The 15,432-nt window shown below is 61.9% G+C and carries 10 protein-coding genes and 1 pseudogene; 6 read left to right on the top strand and 5 right to left on the bottom strand.

Annotated features, from left to right (window positions below; genetic code table 11):
* From HCO70_RS16760 to parC, 3 genes are all read right to left on the bottom strand, one after another.
* Positions 1 to 93, bottom strand: a 93-nt coding sequence (locus HCO70_RS16760) for a GTP-binding protein (protein ID WP_023878051.1), incomplete at its 3' end; no start/stop codon positions are given.
* A gap of 111 nt (positions 94 to 204) precedes the next feature.
* Positions 205 to 753 (bottom strand): hypothetical protein, encoded by a 549-nt coding sequence (locus tag HCO70_RS16755; protein WP_172298235.1) that lies wholly within the window; start codon positions 751 to 753, stop codon positions 205 to 207.
* A gap of 86 nt (positions 754 to 839) precedes the next feature.
* Positions 840 to 3,143, bottom strand: coding sequence for a DNA topoisomerase IV subunit A (gene parC / locus HCO70_RS16750; RefSeq protein ID WP_172298233.1), 2,304 nt, complete (start codon positions 3,141 to 3,143; stop codon positions 840 to 842).
* A gap of 149 nt (positions 3,144 to 3,292) precedes the next feature.
* Here parC and HCO70_RS16745 point away from each other — a divergent pair, with 149 nt between their 5' ends.
* Positions 3,293 to 4,126: an SDR family NAD(P)-dependent oxidoreductase gene (locus HCO70_RS16745; protein ID WP_172298231.1), complete on the top strand. Its 834-nt coding sequence runs from the start codon at positions 3,293 to 3,295 to the stop codon at positions 4,124 to 4,126.
* 3 nt (positions 4,127 to 4,129) lie between these two features.
* On the opposite strand, the gene HCO70_RS16740 is transcribed toward HCO70_RS16745, so the two are convergent.
* On the bottom strand, positions 4,130 to 4,948 hold the full coding sequence (locus tag HCO70_RS16740; protein WP_172298229.1) for a sugar phosphate isomerase/epimerase: 819 nt from the start codon (positions 4,946 to 4,948) through the stop codon (positions 4,130 to 4,132).
* 280 nt (positions 4,949 to 5,228) lie between these two features.
* On the opposite strand from HCO70_RS16740, the gene HCO70_RS16735 reads away from it, so the two are divergent.
* Positions 5,229 to 8,066: a methyl-accepting chemotaxis protein gene (locus HCO70_RS16735; RefSeq protein ID WP_172298227.1), complete on the top strand. Its 2,838-nt coding sequence runs from the start codon at positions 5,229 to 5,231 to the stop codon at positions 8,064 to 8,066.
* A gap of 131 nt (positions 8,067 to 8,197) precedes the next feature.
* On the opposite strand, the gene HCO70_RS16730 is transcribed toward HCO70_RS16735, so the two are convergent.
* Positions 8,198 to 9,871, bottom strand: a complete 1,674-nt coding sequence (locus HCO70_RS16730) for an alpha/beta-hydrolase family protein (RefSeq protein ID WP_172298225.1) — start codon at positions 9,869 to 9,871, stop codon at positions 8,198 to 8,200.
* A 150-nt stretch (positions 9,872 to 10,021) separates the two neighbouring features.
* On the opposite strand from HCO70_RS16730, the gene HCO70_RS16725 reads away from it, so the two are divergent.
* The 4 genes and pseudogenes from HCO70_RS16725 to HCO70_RS16710 all read left to right on the top strand — a co-directional run bounded on the left by HCO70_RS16725 (position 10,022) and on the right by HCO70_RS16710 (position 15,423).
* Positions 10,022 to 11,098, top strand: a complete 1,077-nt coding sequence (locus tag HCO70_RS16725; protein ID WP_172298223.1) for an AI-2E family transporter — start codon at positions 10,022 to 10,024, stop codon at positions 11,096 to 11,098.
* 280 nt (positions 11,099 to 11,378) lie between these two features.
* Complete coding sequence (locus tag HCO70_RS16720; protein WP_172298221.1) at positions 11,379 to 12,134, top strand: FadR/GntR family transcriptional regulator; 756 nt, start codon at positions 11,379 to 11,381, stop codon at positions 12,132 to 12,134.
* A pseudogene (locus HCO70_RS16715) lies at positions 12,046 to 13,527 on the top strand (amidase); the annotation flags it as partial. The gene HCO70_RS16720 and the pseudogene HCO70_RS16715, both read left to right, overlap by 89 nt.
* Positions 13,528 to 13,878: 351 nt before the next feature.
* Positions 13,879 to 15,423 carry an ABC transporter substrate-binding protein gene (locus tag HCO70_RS16710; RefSeq protein WP_172298217.1) on the top strand — a complete coding sequence of 515 codons (1,545 nt, stop codon included), beginning with the start codon at positions 13,879 to 13,881 and terminating at the stop codon, positions 15,421 to 15,423.
* Positions 15,424 to 15,432: the final 9 nt, after the last annotated feature.

Genomic DNA, 15,432 nt, shown 5'->3' with positions numbered 1-15,432 from the left:
CGCAGCCGTCAGCGTCGTCTTGCCGTGGTCAACGTGCCCGATCGTCCCGATGTTCACGTGCGGTTTCGTACGTTCAAACTTTGCCTTTGCCATCCTCAGGGCGCCTCATTGTATAAAGGGGGCACCATAGCCCCGGGTTCTGTACGCGGGCCCGCTTACTGTCTCGAAACAGGGAAATCAAGCGCCAGTTGCAGCCAGCAAAAGCTATTCGAAGGGCGGCTCAAACCACTCCGGATGCCGCAGCAGCCATTTCTCGATCGCCTTCGCTGCGCTTGCCGACAGATTGGCCATCTGCTCTTCCTTCGAGAGCGTCAGGCCGGACCCGACGAAAGTGTCGCCGCTCAGGCTTTCCAGCACCGTCAGCTGCTCGGCCTCTTCATTCAACTTGCGGCCCAGCGCGTCGTCCCAGGCGGTGACGGTGAAGATCAGTACCGATTTCGGCGAGGCCACTACAGGCACCCCGGGCATTGCCAGCACGTAGCCGTCAACACTGATCCCCAGGTGGTAAAGCCGGTTGCCGTCATAACGCCCGAAACGGTCGTCCACAGCGGCCTCGAACACCGCTTTCCACTCCTCCTCGGTAGCGGTACGCGACAGCGGTCCAACTGTGGGGTCTCGCGCCACCACGATATTGTGGCCAAGCTTGAACGGGCCGAGATCTGCCGGAGGTTCTTCGAGATCGGCTTTCGGGTCGCAGGCGGCCAGCAATAAAACGGCGGCCAGGACCGGTACAGACTTGAGAATGCGGATCATGTCACCCCTCCTGAGATCTTCCCGCGCCTAGCGCAGCGGGCCTTGTTTTTCAATGCCGGGCCGCGGCGACGGAGTGCCTTAGCGCCTCAGCTAAACTTGTTGTCCCGCGGGAAACCCCGCGGCGCCATACGGCCAGCGCTCGCTCGCTTGCCCTGCCATTCCGCAAGATCTGTTTCCGTGCGGGTGCGTCCAGCCGGGTCCAGCCAGTTCAACCCGTCCACCAGGTTGAAAGTCGTCGCGTCCGACAAACCGCCATCCTTGTAACGCTGCAGCCGCACACCCTTGCCGCGGCCCATCTCTGGCAGTTCGTCGATCGGGAAGACCAGCACTTTGCGGTTCTCGCCGACGCAGGCAACGTAATCGCCATTCACCCGACGGCAGACCAGCGCCTTTGCGTCGTCCCTGACATTCAGGACCTGCTTGCCCGACCGCGTCTGCGCCACGACTTCCGCCTCCGACACCAGGAACCCGTCGCCGGCGCTCGACGCCACCAGCAGCTTGCCCGCCACGTCATGGATGAAAAGCGCGATGATCTCCGCCTCGTTCGGCAAATCCACCATCAAACGCACCGGTTCCCCCATGCCACGCCCGCCTGGCAGGTTCGCAACCGACAGGGTGTAGAAGCGCCCGTTCGAGCCGAAAAGCAGCAGCTTGTCCGTGGTCTCGGCATGGAAGATGTGCCGCCCCGCGTCGCCGTCCTTGTATTTCAGCTCCTGATCCAGCGCGATATGGCCCTTCATCGCCCGGATCCAGCCCATCTTGGAGCACACGACCGTCACCGGCTCGCGGTCGATCATCGCCTCTAGCGGGACCTCTTCGACCTCGGCTGCCTCAGCGAACCGGGTGCGCCGCGCACCGCCTTCGTAATCCTTACCGAACTGCTTTCTGGTCTCACGTATCTGCTCGGCGATGCGGTTCCACTGTAGGCCCTCGTCCTCCAGCAGGTCTTCGATCCCGGCGCGCTCGATCAGCAGTTCATCGCGCTCTCGCCGCAGCTCCATCTCCTCGAGCCGCCGCAACGATCGCAACCGCATGTTCAGGATCGCCTCGGTTTGCGCTTCGGTCAGTTCTCCTTCGCCCACCGCGGGCGTCATGTAATCCCGCTCGGACGTCGCCTTGGGGTGATCCAGCGACCAATCCTCACGCATCAGCGCGGCCTTGGGATCGTCGTCGTAACGAATTATGTCGATCACCCGGTCGAGGTTCAGGAAGGCGACGATAAAGCCTTCCAGCACCTCCAGCCGCGCATCGATCTTGCCCAGACGGAACCGCGACCGCCGCAGCAGGACCTCGCGCCGGTGGTCGAGGAAGGCGCGCAGCACTTCCTTCAGCGAGCAGACCTTGGGCGTGCGCCCGTCGATCAGCACATTCATGTTCAACGAGAACCGAAGCTCTAGGTCGCAATTCCGGTAGAGCATGTTCATCAGAACGTCTGGATCGACGTTCTTCGACCGCGGTTCCAGTACCAGCCGGATATCGTCGGCGCTTTCGTCGCGGACGTCGGCAAGTATCGGGATCTTTTTGTTCTGGATCAGCTCTGCGATCCGCTCGACCAGCTTGGACTTCTGCACCTGGAACGGAATCTCGGTGACGACGATCTGCCACTGGCCGCGGCCCAGATCCTCCACCTCGTGCAACGCCCGCACCCGGAACGCGCCGCGCCCTGTGCGATAGGTCTGCGCCATGCTTTCGGGAGGCTCGACGATCACGCCGCCGGTGGGAAAGTCTGGTCCCTTCACATAGTTCAGCAGCGTGTCGTCCCGCACATCGGGCGTCTTGATCATATGCAGACAGGCGTCGCAGAGTTCTTCGATGTTGTGCGGCGGGATGTTGGTAGCCATGCCAACCGCGATACCGCTCGCCCCGTTCGCCAAGAGGTTGGGGAAGGACGCCGGCAGAACCTCTGGTTCCTCCAGCCGTCCGTCATAGTTGGGGCGGAAATCGACCGCATCCTCGGCCAGTCCTTCCAGCAGCGCCTCGGCGGCGGCGGTCATCCGCGCCTCTGTGTACCGGCTCGCCGCAGGGTTGTCGCCGTCGATATTGCCGAAATTCCCCTGCCCGTCGACCAGCGGGTAGCGCACGTTGAAATCCTGCGCCAGCCGCGCCATCGCGTCATAGATCGCACTGTCTCCGTGGGGGTGGAAATCCCCCATCGTGTCGCCGCTGATCTTGGCGGATTTCAGGAACCCCCCATTGCTCGAAAGCCTTAGCCGGTGCATGGCGTAAAGGATCCGCCGGTGCACCGGCTTCAGCCCGTCGCGCGCATCCGGCAGCGCGCGGTTCATGATCGTCGACAGCGCATAGGTCAGATAGCGCTCGCCGATGGCTCGGCGCAGGGGTTCGGCCAGTTCCGGTGGCTCGATATTGGGGTCGTCGGTCTGCTCGCTCATAGATGATGTGATACGATGCGCGGAACGGCGGAACAAGCATGGAAGCATCACGACACAGTCACGGTGCAGGGTTTCGCACGAAATCGCCTGCCGATTGAACCCTACACGCCGGTATCCTAATCCTTTTGCAGACACGCAGGGCAGGAAGCATGGCACAGAAATCCATCCTGATCACCGGATGTTCCTCCGGCATCGGCTATGACGCGGCACAAACCCTGAAGGCGCGCGGCTGGCGCGTCTTCGCATCGTGCCGCAAACCGGATGATTGCGAACGGTTGACATCAGAAGGCTTCGAGAGCCCGCATCTCGATTATGAGGACGAAGCGACGATCGCGTCCGCGGTGGCCGAGGTTCTGGCCGCCACCGGCGGTACGCTTGACGCAGTCTATAACAACGGCGCGTACGGCATCCCCAGCCTGGTCGAGGATCTGCCGACCGAGGCTTTACGCGCGATCCTGCAGGCCAACCTGATCGGGTACCACGACCTGACGCGCCGGCTGATCCCGGTGATGCGGGCTCAGGGGCACGGCCGCATCCTGAACTGCTCATCGGTCATGGGCTACACCACCTATCCGTGGCGCGGTGCCTATGTTGCGACCAAGTTCGCGCTTGAGGGGCTGACCGATACACTCCGGATCGAGCTGCACGGCGAACCGATCCACGTCATCCTGATCGAACCCGGCCTGATCGTCACCAAATTCGGCGTCAACGGCCGCATCCAGTTCGAGAAATGGATCGACTGGAAATCCTCGGCCCGCTCTGGGCTTTACCAGACCGACCTGATGCGCAAATGGCGCGGCGAGAACCCGAATGCCCGGCTCGAAGTCCCTGCCTCTGCCGTTACAGCCAAGATCATCCATGCACTTGAATCACCCCGCCCGCACCCGCGCTACAAGGTCACGCGGCTGGCTCATGTGGCAAAGTTCCTGACCCGCATCCTGCCGACCCGCGCGGCAGACTGGGTCGTCCGCCGCGCTTCCTGACGGCTACTGGCCAAGCCCTTCACGCTCCAGAAACGCCATGGATTCCGGGATTTCGGCCCGGTCCCGCAATTCAAGGATCAACCGCGGATTGCTCTCCAGCTCCGTCAGCGCTGCGAAGACCGCGTGCCAGCGGATCGTGCCACGCCCGATGGCCCAGTGCCGGTCCGCATAGCCTTCGGCATCCTGCAGATGCACATGCGCCAGCATGTTACCTGCCGAACGCACAAAGTAGTCTACTGGCGGCGCCCCCGTCCGCCCATGCGCGTAGTGCGCGTGGCCGGTATCAATGGACAGCCGGAATGCCTTGCTGTCGAATGTCTCGACTAGTCGCTTCCGCTTTTCCGGATCGGCGTCCTCGATATTTTCCAGCACCAGTTCAACACCCTGATCCTCGGCACGCGCTATCACCGGATCGAGGCAGTCATGGGTCAGCTCCACCGTGCGCTCCCAGCCATCTGGGTACATAGCCATGTTAAAGTGGTCCCATGTGGTGATCGGCGAATGCACCACCATCTGTGTCGCACCAAGCGCCTCACAGACGTCGAGCCCCGCCATCATCCGCCGCCTGACGATCTCGCGGATTTCGAAGTCGAAATTCGAGAAGCTCAGCCCCCAGAACGGCCCATGTATGCCCAGGCGCCCCTTGAACCCGTCGAGATGCTTGTTGGCCTCTTCCGCCAGCGGCCGCCAGCTGCCGTCGGCCAGCGCCTCCGCCTGCCAGAAGCTCTGTAACTCCAAGTCGCGGTCCTTCTCGAACAGCCAGTCGCGATAGGTCGGCAGATCGCTCACGCCAAGCGCGGCACCGATGACCGGCGCGCTCATCTGGCGCCGCCTTTCGCGGGTTGGCACCGGGTTGCAGGATGCATGGTCTCTGACCTCCTTGATACGATAGGGAACGGCGCGGCGGAGTGCTGCGCCTTGTCGCGTCCTTATCCGCAATCCATCCGCCCATGATGACAGCCGGATGAACTTTCGCGCATTTTTCCCAGCTTCCACCGCGCGCCCAAGCGCTTCCCGACGAAATCCTACGCAAGCCCGGCGCCCAATAAGGGAAATTTAAGCAGCCGGCCGTAACCAAGCGGCGGACTTGCCGGAGTCGCCCATGAAATTGCGCCATCAGATCCTCGCCATCGTCGCTCTCCCCTTGATCGGGCTCGGCATCATGTCCGCGTTCGAGATTACCTCTGCCGGCAAGACAATCACCTCGGCGCGAGAGACGGAAACTGCGCTCGCCAATACGGTGATCGTGGGCGCGCTGATCCATGAAACGCAAGTCGAACGCGGGATGTCGGCGGGTTACATTGGATCGTCCGGCATCAATTTCGCGGAAGAGATCCCCGCTCAGCGCGCGAAGGTCGATGCCGCCCTGTCCACGCTAAGCGCGATTCTGCCTGAGCTCGAAAACGCCTTTCCGGCAGAGGCCGCGGATCTGAACGAACGTCTCGGATCCCTTGAAAAAATGCGCACCAGTGTTACCGCGCTCGAACTCAGCGTCCCGGAAATGGCCGGCTACTACACCGGCGTCATTCGCGCCGCGCTGCGCCTCAACCATCGGGCCGTCATGTCGGCCGAAATCGGCAGCATTGCGCGCGCCGGCGCCGGACTTGTGACCCTGACCGAAGCCAAGGAAGCCGCCGGGCTGGAACGCGCCATGGGCGCCGTGGGCTTTGGCCAGGGCCAGTTTACACTGCCAGTATTGAGGAACTTCATCGCGCTCGGCGCCGTGCAGAAAGACGCGCTGACCGAGACTCAGATCTTCGCCCAGGGATTCCTCGAAGGGCTGCAGTTCGACACACTTCAAGAATTCCTGGCGGTGCAGGAACTGCGGGATGTCGTCTTTGAGGCTGCCGCAAGTGGTGGCGGGCTTGGCGGCATCTCGGCGCAGTTCTGGTTCGCAACCTCGACCGAGTGGATCGAACGCCTGAGAAGTGAGGAGGTCGCTTTCGTCTCTAAGATGGAAGACTTCGTCGCAGCCGAGTTGCGCGGTGCGCTGGCACGTTTTGTCCTCTCGTCTGCATTGGCGGTCGTCGCATTCGTCGCTGCAATTGCCGGAAGCGCGGTCATGGCCCGTGCGCTCGGTCGCCAGATCCGCTCCCTTTCAGAGGTGATGCATCGTTTCGCGCACAAGGAATTCGATACCGTGATCCCAACTCTCGGTGCGGGATCCGAAATCGGCGAGCTCTCGACCGCGCTCGACCTGATGCGTACCGACCTGAAACAGGCCGAATCCGTTGCGCGGGAAGCCTTCGCGAAGAGCTTCGCCTTCGATGACAGCAAGTCCGCGATGATGATCGTCGACCCAGACATGCGCCTGACTGGAATGAATGACGCATCACGCGACATGCTGCACAAGAACGGGGAGATCATGCAGCAGGTTTGGCCGGACTTCGAACCTAATGATGTGCTGAACAGGTCCATCGACCGCTTCCACACGAACCCCGAACACCAGCGCGCCATCCTCCGAGATCCGTCGCGCATGCCATGGCGCACGGACATTTCTATCGGCGATCTGAAATTTGAGCTGAACGTGTCCTATGTCCGCGGCGAAGACGGCGGCTACGCCGGGAACGTGCTCGAATGGCGCGACGTGACAGAGGAACGACTGCACAGCGGCATGATCGCCGCCATAGAGCGTGACCAATGCGTCGTGGAAATGTCTCTGGACGGCACCATCCTACGCACCAATCCGCTCTACCAGGCCGTCGTCGGCCGCAGCGCAGTAGAGCTTGCCAACCACACTCACGGAAAGATCCTAGCCGCCGATCACGAAGAGATCTCCGCCCTCTGGACCCGCGTAATCGCGGGCGAAAGCGACAGCCGTAGGATACAGGTCAAACACAGCGACGGCACCATCCGCTGGCTCGCGGCCACGTTCAACCCAGTACTGGACGGCAACGGTCAGCCGTTTAAGGTGGTCGTCTTCGCCGAAGATATCACGGAACGTGTCGAGGCGCGCGCCGTCAGAGAAGCCGCCAAGGCCGCCGCCAAGGACACTGTCATGCGCAGCCTCGCCGAAGGGCTGAAACGGCTGTCCGAAGGCGACCTCCGTTGTCAGATCGGCGGTGCGTTCGACGAGGAATACGAAATCCTGCGCCGGGACTTCAACCAGGCCGTCACCCAGCTCGCCGACGTGCTTGGTAAAGTCTCTGGTAATGTGGAAAAACTGCGCGGCAGCTCCGGTGAGCTCTCCGCCTCAGCGGAAAGCCTCGCGTCGCGCACTGAAAACCAGGCCGCAACGCTTGAAGAAACCGCCGCTGCGCTGGAGAAGATCACCGGCACCGTCCAGAACACCGCGCAAGGCGCCACAGAAACCGACACTGTCGTCGGCGCTGCTCGCGCCAGCGCCGAGGAAGGCGCCGAAATCGTCAAGCAGGCGGTCGCGGCGATGGATCGCATCGCAAAATCGTCCGAGGAGATCTCTTCCATCACCAAGGTGATCGACGAGATCTCGTTCCAAACCAACCTGCTGGCGCTGAATGCCGGCGTCGAGGCCGCCCGCGCCGGAGAGGCCGGACGCGGCTTTGCGGTTGTCGCCTCCGAAGTACGCGCGCTTGCCCTGCGCGCTGCACAGGCAACCGGGGAGATCAACGCGCTGATCTCTGCCAGCCAACACGAGGTGAAATCCGGCGTGTCGCTTGTGGGCAGCGCGGGTGAGGCGCTGCAAAAGATCTCCGACGGTGTCTTCACCGCATCGGCAAGGGTTAAGGGTATCCGCTCCGCCACAGAAAGCCAGGCAAGCGCGCTGACAGAAATCAGCATCGCCGTCAGCACGATGGACGAGACGACCCAGAAGAACGCCGCGATGGTCGAAGAGGCGTCCGCGCTCGCGACCGTTCTGGGAGAGGACGCGCAAACGCTCTCCACCCTCGTCGCGCGTTTTGCCTTCGAAACCTTGATTGATGGCATGCGCGACAAGCAGGCGCAGAGCCTCGCCAGTTAATACGTTTCGGGAAACATTTGACCCGCGCCGCATCACCAATATCCCGAGAACGCAATGCGCGTCACGGTACCGGCGATTCCACGTTTGCCGAAACGTACAAGCATTGCTGCGGCGTCAACGGCCCTGCAGCATCAGTCGTAGGCGGACCCAGGGAACAGCGCCAGCAACCGCTTGGCGTCCTCGTCGTCGAACGCTGCCGGTTCTGTTACGGCCCGCCACGCTTCTATGTAATCCTGCGCACCGTAGTTATGCCCGTGTTGCACCGGCACGTTGGTCGCTAGGTTCATATCCACTGCCACCTGCAGTGCAGTGACGATCGGCACCCAACTCAACAGCGGCGAAACATCCGGTCCGCGCGGATCCGACAGCCATTCCGGCGGCCGCAAAAACATCCGCTCCTCGAAGAACGCGATCGCGTCACTGGGATAGGCAAGATAGACGATCCTCACGCTGCCCCAGGGCGCCGGTGCCTCGCGCGCCGTGTCCCCTGCCCCGATCACCCGGATCGTCGAGCCGTCCTCGAAAGTCGGTTTCCAGTCCGGCGACCCTTCGTTCCGGTTGCGCCGCATAGCTCGCCAGATCGGGTTGCGGAACGGCGGCCCGACCCAGACTGCGCCCTGGATCGGATCGCCAAGCAACGCGTAGACCGGCATCGAAGACTCCGATCCCAGCGACCCAAGACTCAGTCCGAACAGGTACAGCTTCGGCCGCGTCTCTTTCGGCATCGCGTGCCAGTGCCGGTAGATCACTGGAAACACCGCTGCCGCCGATTCCTGCACCCGCCCGGGCTCCAGCATCAGCGACAATGGGCTGAGCAGATAGGAATACTGTACCGCAACAGTCGCCACGTCACCGCCATGCATGTACTCCAGCGGTCCGAATGCCCAGTTGTCGATCCAGCCTGTCCCGGTCGGCGTCGCTATGATCAGGACCGAGCGCGAAAAAGCATCGAGCGCAATCAGCTCCTGAAGCGCCATTTCCGCCTGTTCATCGGGAGAATCCGCCGCGCGCAGCCCGACATAGGCGCGGATCGGATCCAGTGCCGGTTCGCCGGTGAAGGCTTCGATTTCTTCCTGCGTTGGCCCCTCACTGACAAAAACCTTGCCCTGACGGCCAAGCCCGTCCCACGCGATCGTCGATTTCGGCCCGGCGGAGCGGGTATCCAGCACAGGCGGGGTGAAGCCGGGCGGATCCGTAACGTCCAGTGCGGCCAGCGATTTGTCGGTCAGCGTGATTACCCCGCTGACCAGAGTGCCATTCACGATCACGACCAGCGCCACGATGAAGAGCAGTGCGCCCAGCAGAGACGAAATGCGCCGCGGCACGTGCCGGTGAGTCCAACGTGACGCCGCCGAAACTCCAAGCACAACGCCCCAGCCAATCAGGATCAGAAGCGTCGATAGCACCGCTGCGACCAGCAGCATGGTGACGTAATGCCCCTCGTTAACCGACTCCATGCCCATCTCGTCGCGCACGGCGTTCTGCCAGTGCACTGCATTCAACAGGTAGAAACCAGCAAAGACCAACACGGCGAGCAGCAACACGAGATTAACTACGTGCCATTGCCTGGTCGGCATGACAGGCAGTTCGAGGTAGGTCCAGATTCGTTCCAGCAACACGCCGAGACCAAAGCCGAGCGCCAACCCCACACCCGCCAACACGCCTTGGTACAGGGCACTGCGTGGAATAAGTGAAGGCGTGAAGGTCAACACGAACAGGAATACGGCCAGGTAGACACCGGTGAGCGGCAGCGCGCTCAACCCTGTCCGTCGGCCGATTTCCCCGAGTACGCTGTTAATCGACATGGTCTGCAATCCGGCGTCGCCTATTCCGTGTCCGAAACCTATGGCGGCGTTAAGGTCTTGCGCAACTGTTAAGGTGCAGCGAAAGGTTGACCCGACATCGGTTTACGCGGAGCCTCCGTCGCGAACAGTCGCAATCCGGGCACGAGACACATGAAGAACGCTCCATTCCTCAATCTCGTTCTCGCGGTCTTGCTTGTTATTGCGGTGGGCTGGTTGCTTTATGTCGGTCAGAATATCCTTCTGCCGATCTTAACCGCGGTCATCGCCGTCTATATCATCGTCACCGCGGCGGATGCGCTCGGCCGCCTTCCGGTACTTCGCGTGCTTCCAATCTTTGTGCTGCGACTGCTTATCCTGGCAGGCTTCATCATCGCGATCCTCGCCTTCGCGGTGGTTATCGCAGCCACGGTGCGCGACATCGTCGAGGTCGCCCCGGCTTATCAGGCAAACCTGCAGAACCTCGTTCAACAGGTTTCCGGCCGCTTCGACGTGGATTCGCAGCAGCTATGGGACGAGTTCCGTGACGTTACCATCGGCCAGATTAGCCTTCAGACCGTCCTGCTATCCGTGCTGGGCGGCTTCACTTCGGTCGGGGCATCGGTGTTTCTTGTGATAATTTACGCCGCCTTCCTGATCGGCGAACGCGGTGGCTTCTCGCAAAAGATCATGGCTGCCATGGGAGATGAGGAACGCGGGCGTACGACCCTGGCCATGATCACCGACATGAACCGCAAAATCGGCGATTACCTCGCAATCAAGACCCTGATAAACATCATACTCGGCGTTCTGTCCTACGCCGTCCTATGGTCGCTCGACGTCGATTTCGCCCTGTTCTGGGCGGTCACTATCGCACTCTTTAATTATATCCCCTATGTCGGCTCTTATATCGGGGTGGCGATGCCGGTCATCCTATCGCTGGCGCAATTCGCCTCGATCCCGATGACACTGCTTTTGACCGCGCTCCTGACGGTCATGCAGGTCTTCGTCGGCAACTACCTCGACCCAATGCTGGTCGGTCGGCAGATGAACATGAGCCCGTTCGTCGTCATGGTCGCCCTGTCGGTATGGGCCACACTCTGGGGTATCCCAGGTGCAATACTCGCAGTACCGCTCACGTCCGTCCTCGCGATCATTCTATCCAGTTTCGATTCAACGCGTTTCGTTGCGGTGCTTCTTGCGGAAAGAATCGATGAGGACCCGACGGGCCGCAAAATCCACCGCATCTGACAGGGAACGGAACTGTCTCCGAGACACGGCAACTGGTTTTGCCACAGATTCGCTATCCGGAGCACCAGCGTACCAATTCTCAATATTTTACCCCCCTACGGGGCGAGCTCGATGCACCTACCGTCCAATTGACGATTCATAATCGGCGAAAAATTCATCAAAACCGTTAAATAGTGTATAGTTGAATGAGGCGTGTTCCGGTGGATACGGATTTCCCTTCACAGTCGCCGAAAGCGAACCAATTCTGTATTCATCCGTTTCCGATTCTCGCGATGGTCTCATGCCAGCAGAACCCACAGTATTTGATGTCCGGAACTTCGTGCTGGCACTGATCCGCGGCGGCAAGCTTGGACCGGACAACCGCCTACCAACGGAACGCGAGCTTTGCGTCGCGTCCGGTGCCGGTCGTCGGCTCGTCCGGCGTGCACTTGCTTCGTTGGAGGCCGAGGGACTGATCTGGAGGCGACAGGGCAAGGGCACCTTTGCGGGCCAGCCCGTCGAACCGATCGGTGCGCTCGCGGCGGAAGTGAACAGATTGTCCAAGCCCATCGAAGTAATGGAAGCGCGGCTCTGCATCGAACCCACGCTCGCCTCGCTCTGCGCACAGCGCGCGCGACCCGAAGAGGTGATGCGCATGCGTGCAATCGCGCAGCGCCAGCTTGAGGCCGGCGATGACGAGATGATTGAGGTCTGGGATTCCGCCCTCCACCGCCTGATCGCCAAAAGCGCGCGAAACCAGCCGCTGCTGACCGCCTTCGCGATGCTTGACGAGATCCGCGCCAACGCCGACTGGAACAGCGTCCGCGCCCGGGCACGTTCCGAGGTGTCGCTCCACGAAACTCGCAAGCAGCATCTGAGCATCATCGACGCCATTGAGGCCGGCAATCCCGAAAATGCCGGCGCTGCGATGCGCACCCACCTGATGACCCGTTTCCGCGCGATGTCGAATGAAGTGTCGCGGCGCGCCGAAACTGCGGACGACGAAGAGGACACCGCGACCGAACCCGAGCATGCAAGGCGGTCAGTCCATGGATAAGACAGACATCACAACATCGGATATCGAGGCGGCAGAGCGACTGCTGGGCTTGGTCTACACGGCCCGCGAACGCGCGCAGATGGCAGGCAACCTCCGGGGCCAGATCGACCTCGCGGTCAAACGTCGCAAGTACGAGATGCCCAACAGCGTACCCGCCGCGCTACGTTTCGACCCGCGGCTACCTGGGTTCGAGATGCCAACCGACACCGGCGTCACCCGCACTCATCCCGACGATCCATTGCCCGACAGCGACGAAGACATCGCCTTTGCCGCCCTGCCACAACTTGGCGCCTGGATCGCCTCTCGCGCTCTCACGAGCCGACGCCTTACAGAGATCTACCTGGCGCGGATCGAGCGCCTAAACCCGCATCTGTTCTGCTTCGCGACCGTCACGCCAGAGCTTGCCCTCGCCGAGGCCGACGCGATGGACGCATTGACCGCCGAGGGCAAGAGCCTCGGACCGCTTCACGGTATCCCCTATGGCGTGAAGGACCTATTCGACACAAAGGGCATAGTAACCGGTTGGGGTGCCGAGCCCTTTCAGGACCGCGTGCCCGACTCGGACGCACGCATCGTGACGCTACTGCGCGAAGCCGGCGCGGTCCTGCTGGGCAAGACGACTCTGGGGGCGCTGGCTTACAATGACATCTGGTACGGCGGCCGTACCCGCAATCCATGGAACACCGAAGAGGGATCGTCGGGTTCCAGCGCCGGCTCCGGTTCCGCCACCGCCGCCGCGCTCTGCGCTTTCGCCATTGGCACCGAAACGCTAGGCTCGATCACCTCTCCCAGCCAGCGCAACGGCACCACCGGCCTGCGCCCCACCTTCGGCCGGGTCAGCCGCGCCGGTGCCATGGCGCTCTGCTGGTCGCTCGACAAAATCGGCCCAATGTGCCGCGCGGTGGAGGATTGCGCGCTGGTCCTCGACGTGATCAACGGCGCCGACATCGAGGACCGCTGCACCATCGCCGCCCCCTTTGCCTTCGAAGCAGAAAAGGGGATCGAAGGGCTAAAGCTTGGCTACCTTCCCGAAGCCTTCGAGGACGAGGGCGCGACCGACGTCGACCGCGCTGCGCTCGAGGCAGCGAAGTCACTTGGCATCGAGGTTGTGACGGTCTCCCTGCCAGACCTGCCTTATGCCTCGCTCATGAACTCGCTCTACGCCGAGGCAGCAGCGGCTTTCGAACACCTAACTCTGACTGACACGGACGACACTCTAACCTGGCAGGATGACGGCGCCTGGCCGAACACCTTCCGCAAGGCGCGGTTCCTGTCGGCGGTGGATCACGTTCAGCTCGACCGTCTGCGGTACCTGGTGATGCAGGCGCTGGACGGGCTGTTCCAAGAGGTCGACGCTCTGATCGGGCCGTTCATGACCGGGCCGATGCTGGTGGCGTCGAATTTCACCGGCCACCCCTGCCTGCACCTGCGCGCCGGGTTTCTGGACCTCGGTACCCGGGGTGCGGCGTCATTGGGCGCGGGAAAGCTGACCACGGGCGAGGCAGACGCGGCGGGAGAAACGCATCGGGTGCCGCAGGGCATCTCGATCTGGGGCCGCCTGTTCGAGGAGGGCACGATCCTGAACCTCGGCCTGGCTCTGGAGAAGAAACTTGGCGTGGCGGCGGAACGCCCGCCGCTTCCGGCATAAGAGCAGATAGCGAGTAACCCGCCGAAAGTGCGGGACAATCACGAAATCCCGGCGCCCTTGGCGGGGCCTCGGAATGTCCAACCAGGAGATAGAGCGATGAAGCGCAGAGACTTCCTCAAGACGACCTCCGCCCTGATGGGGGGCACGATCCTTTACGGCCTCGGCAGCAATTCCGCCGCCGCGCAGGGTGAACCGGTCAGCGGCGGCACGCTGATCTGGGGCCATTCCGAGACGACGCAGAACCTCGACATGCACCAGACCGGGACGGCGTCGACCGGCCGGGTGCTGGAAAATGTGCACGACAGCATCGTGACGGTGGACGAGAACCTGACTGTGATCCCGCATCTCGCCGAAAGCTTCGAGATCAGTGAGGACGGGCTGACCTATACGTTCACGCTGCGCGACGACGTGATGTTCCATAATGGGGCGAAGATGACCTCGGCCGATGTGAAATACTCGTTCGAGCGCTGCATGAACCCCGACACCGGCGCTGTGAATTTCGAGGTGTTCAACAACGTCGCCTCGATCGAGACGCCTGACGACCTGACCGTGATCATCACGCTCGACCAGGTGAACGCGCCGTTCCTGTCGCGGTTGGCGGAGAATGGAGCGGGCGTCATCATGCCCGTTGATTCCGGAGATGTGCAGGGAAATACGCCGATCGGCTGCGGCCCGTTCAAGTTCGTCCGCCGCGAATTCGGCAACGAGGTCGAGCTGGAAGGCTTCGCCGATTACTGGGGCGGGGCGCCCTATCTCGACAAGGTCATTGCGCGAGAGATCACCGAACCCACTGTGCGCCTTACTGGCCTGAGGACTGGCGAGTTGCATATGATCAACGACATCCCCGCCGACCGGATCGGCGAGATCGAGGATGATCCCGACCTGCAGGTTGTCGCCTGGTTCCCGCTGAACTGGGACTTCGTGAACTTCAACCACGAGTTCGAGCCGTTCAAAGACCCGAAAGTGCGCGAAGCCTTCGACTACATGATCGACAAGCAGGTCCTGCTGGAAGGTGCGCTTTGGGGGCAGGGCGAAGTTACCGCCTCTCCCAGCTACCCGACCTCGGCCTCCTACAACCACGATCTCGAACAACGCCCGCAGGATATCGAGAAGGCCAAGGCGCTGCTGCAGGAGGCGGGCTACGGCCCTGGCGAGCTGTCGGTCACCTTCAAGGCGACGACGAACTACCCATACCACATCGAGTCCGCGCAGATCATGCTGGAATGGTTCCGGCTGGCGGGGGTCGAAGCCAACATCGAACAGCTCACTTGGTCCGACTGGCTCAGCCAGGTCTGGGTCGACAAGGACTTCGAGATCTCGATGATGAACTTCTTCACGCTGTGGGAGCCGGATTTCCTTTACTACTCGCTGTGGAATACCGAGGGCGCATTCAACTACCGCAAAATCTCCAACCCGACTGTCGACGAACTGACCGCCAAGGCGCGGGTCACTGTCGATCCCGAGGAACGCGCGGGGATCTACAAGGAAGTGCAGAAGGTCATCCACGACGAGACCCTCGACGTCATCCTTTGGTTCCGGAATGGCACCATCGGCGCGCAACCTTCCGTGGGAGGGCTCGACACCATTGTGCACCCCAATGGGTCGAACCTGAACTTCCACAAAGTCTGGCTTTCTTCCTGAGCCAGCGCG

Origin of the sequence: Pseudoruegeria sp. HB172150, from assembly GCF_013184805.1 — a bacterium.
Taxonomy (GTDB): domain Bacteria; phylum Pseudomonadota; class Alphaproteobacteria; order Rhodobacterales; family Rhodobacteraceae; genus Psychromarinibacter.
Note: the sequence above shows the minus strand (reverse complement) of the source record. Positions and strands in the feature narration are given on the sequence as shown.

What these genes read in the sequence shown, in the direction of transcription:
- HCO70_RS16745 (WP_172298231.1), top strand. Translation starts at nt 3,293, where the DNA reads ATGGCACAGAAATCCATCCTGATCACCGGATGTTCCTCCGGCATCGGC.
- parC (WP_172298233.1), bottom strand. Translation starts at nt 3,143, where the DNA reads ATGAGCGAGCAGACCGACGACCCCAATATCGAGCCACCGGAACTGGCC.
- HCO70_RS16735 (WP_172298227.1), top strand. Translation starts at nt 5,229, where the DNA reads ATGAAATTGCGCCATCAGATCCTCGCCATCGTCGCTCTCCCCTTGATC.
- HCO70_RS16710 (WP_172298217.1), top strand. Translation starts at nt 13,879, where the DNA reads ATGAAGCGCAGAGACTTCCTCAAGACGACCTCCGCCCTGATGGGGGGC.
- HCO70_RS16755 (WP_172298235.1), bottom strand. Translation starts at nt 753, where the DNA reads ATGATCCGCATTCTCAAGTCTGTACCGGTCCTGGCCGCCGTTTTATTG.
- HCO70_RS16725 (WP_172298223.1), top strand. Translation starts at nt 10,022, where the DNA reads ATGAAGAACGCTCCATTCCTCAATCTCGTTCTCGCGGTCTTGCTTGTT.
- HCO70_RS16720 (WP_172298221.1), top strand. Translation starts at nt 11,379, where the DNA reads ATGCCAGCAGAACCCACAGTATTTGATGTCCGGAACTTCGTGCTGGCA.
- HCO70_RS16740 (WP_172298229.1), bottom strand. Translation starts at nt 4,948, where the DNA reads ATGAGCGCGCCGGTCATCGGTGCCGCGCTTGGCGTGAGCGATCTGCCG.
- HCO70_RS16730 (WP_172298225.1), bottom strand. Translation starts at nt 9,871, where the DNA reads ATGTCGATTAACAGCGTACTCGGGGAAATCGGCCGACGGACAGGGTTG.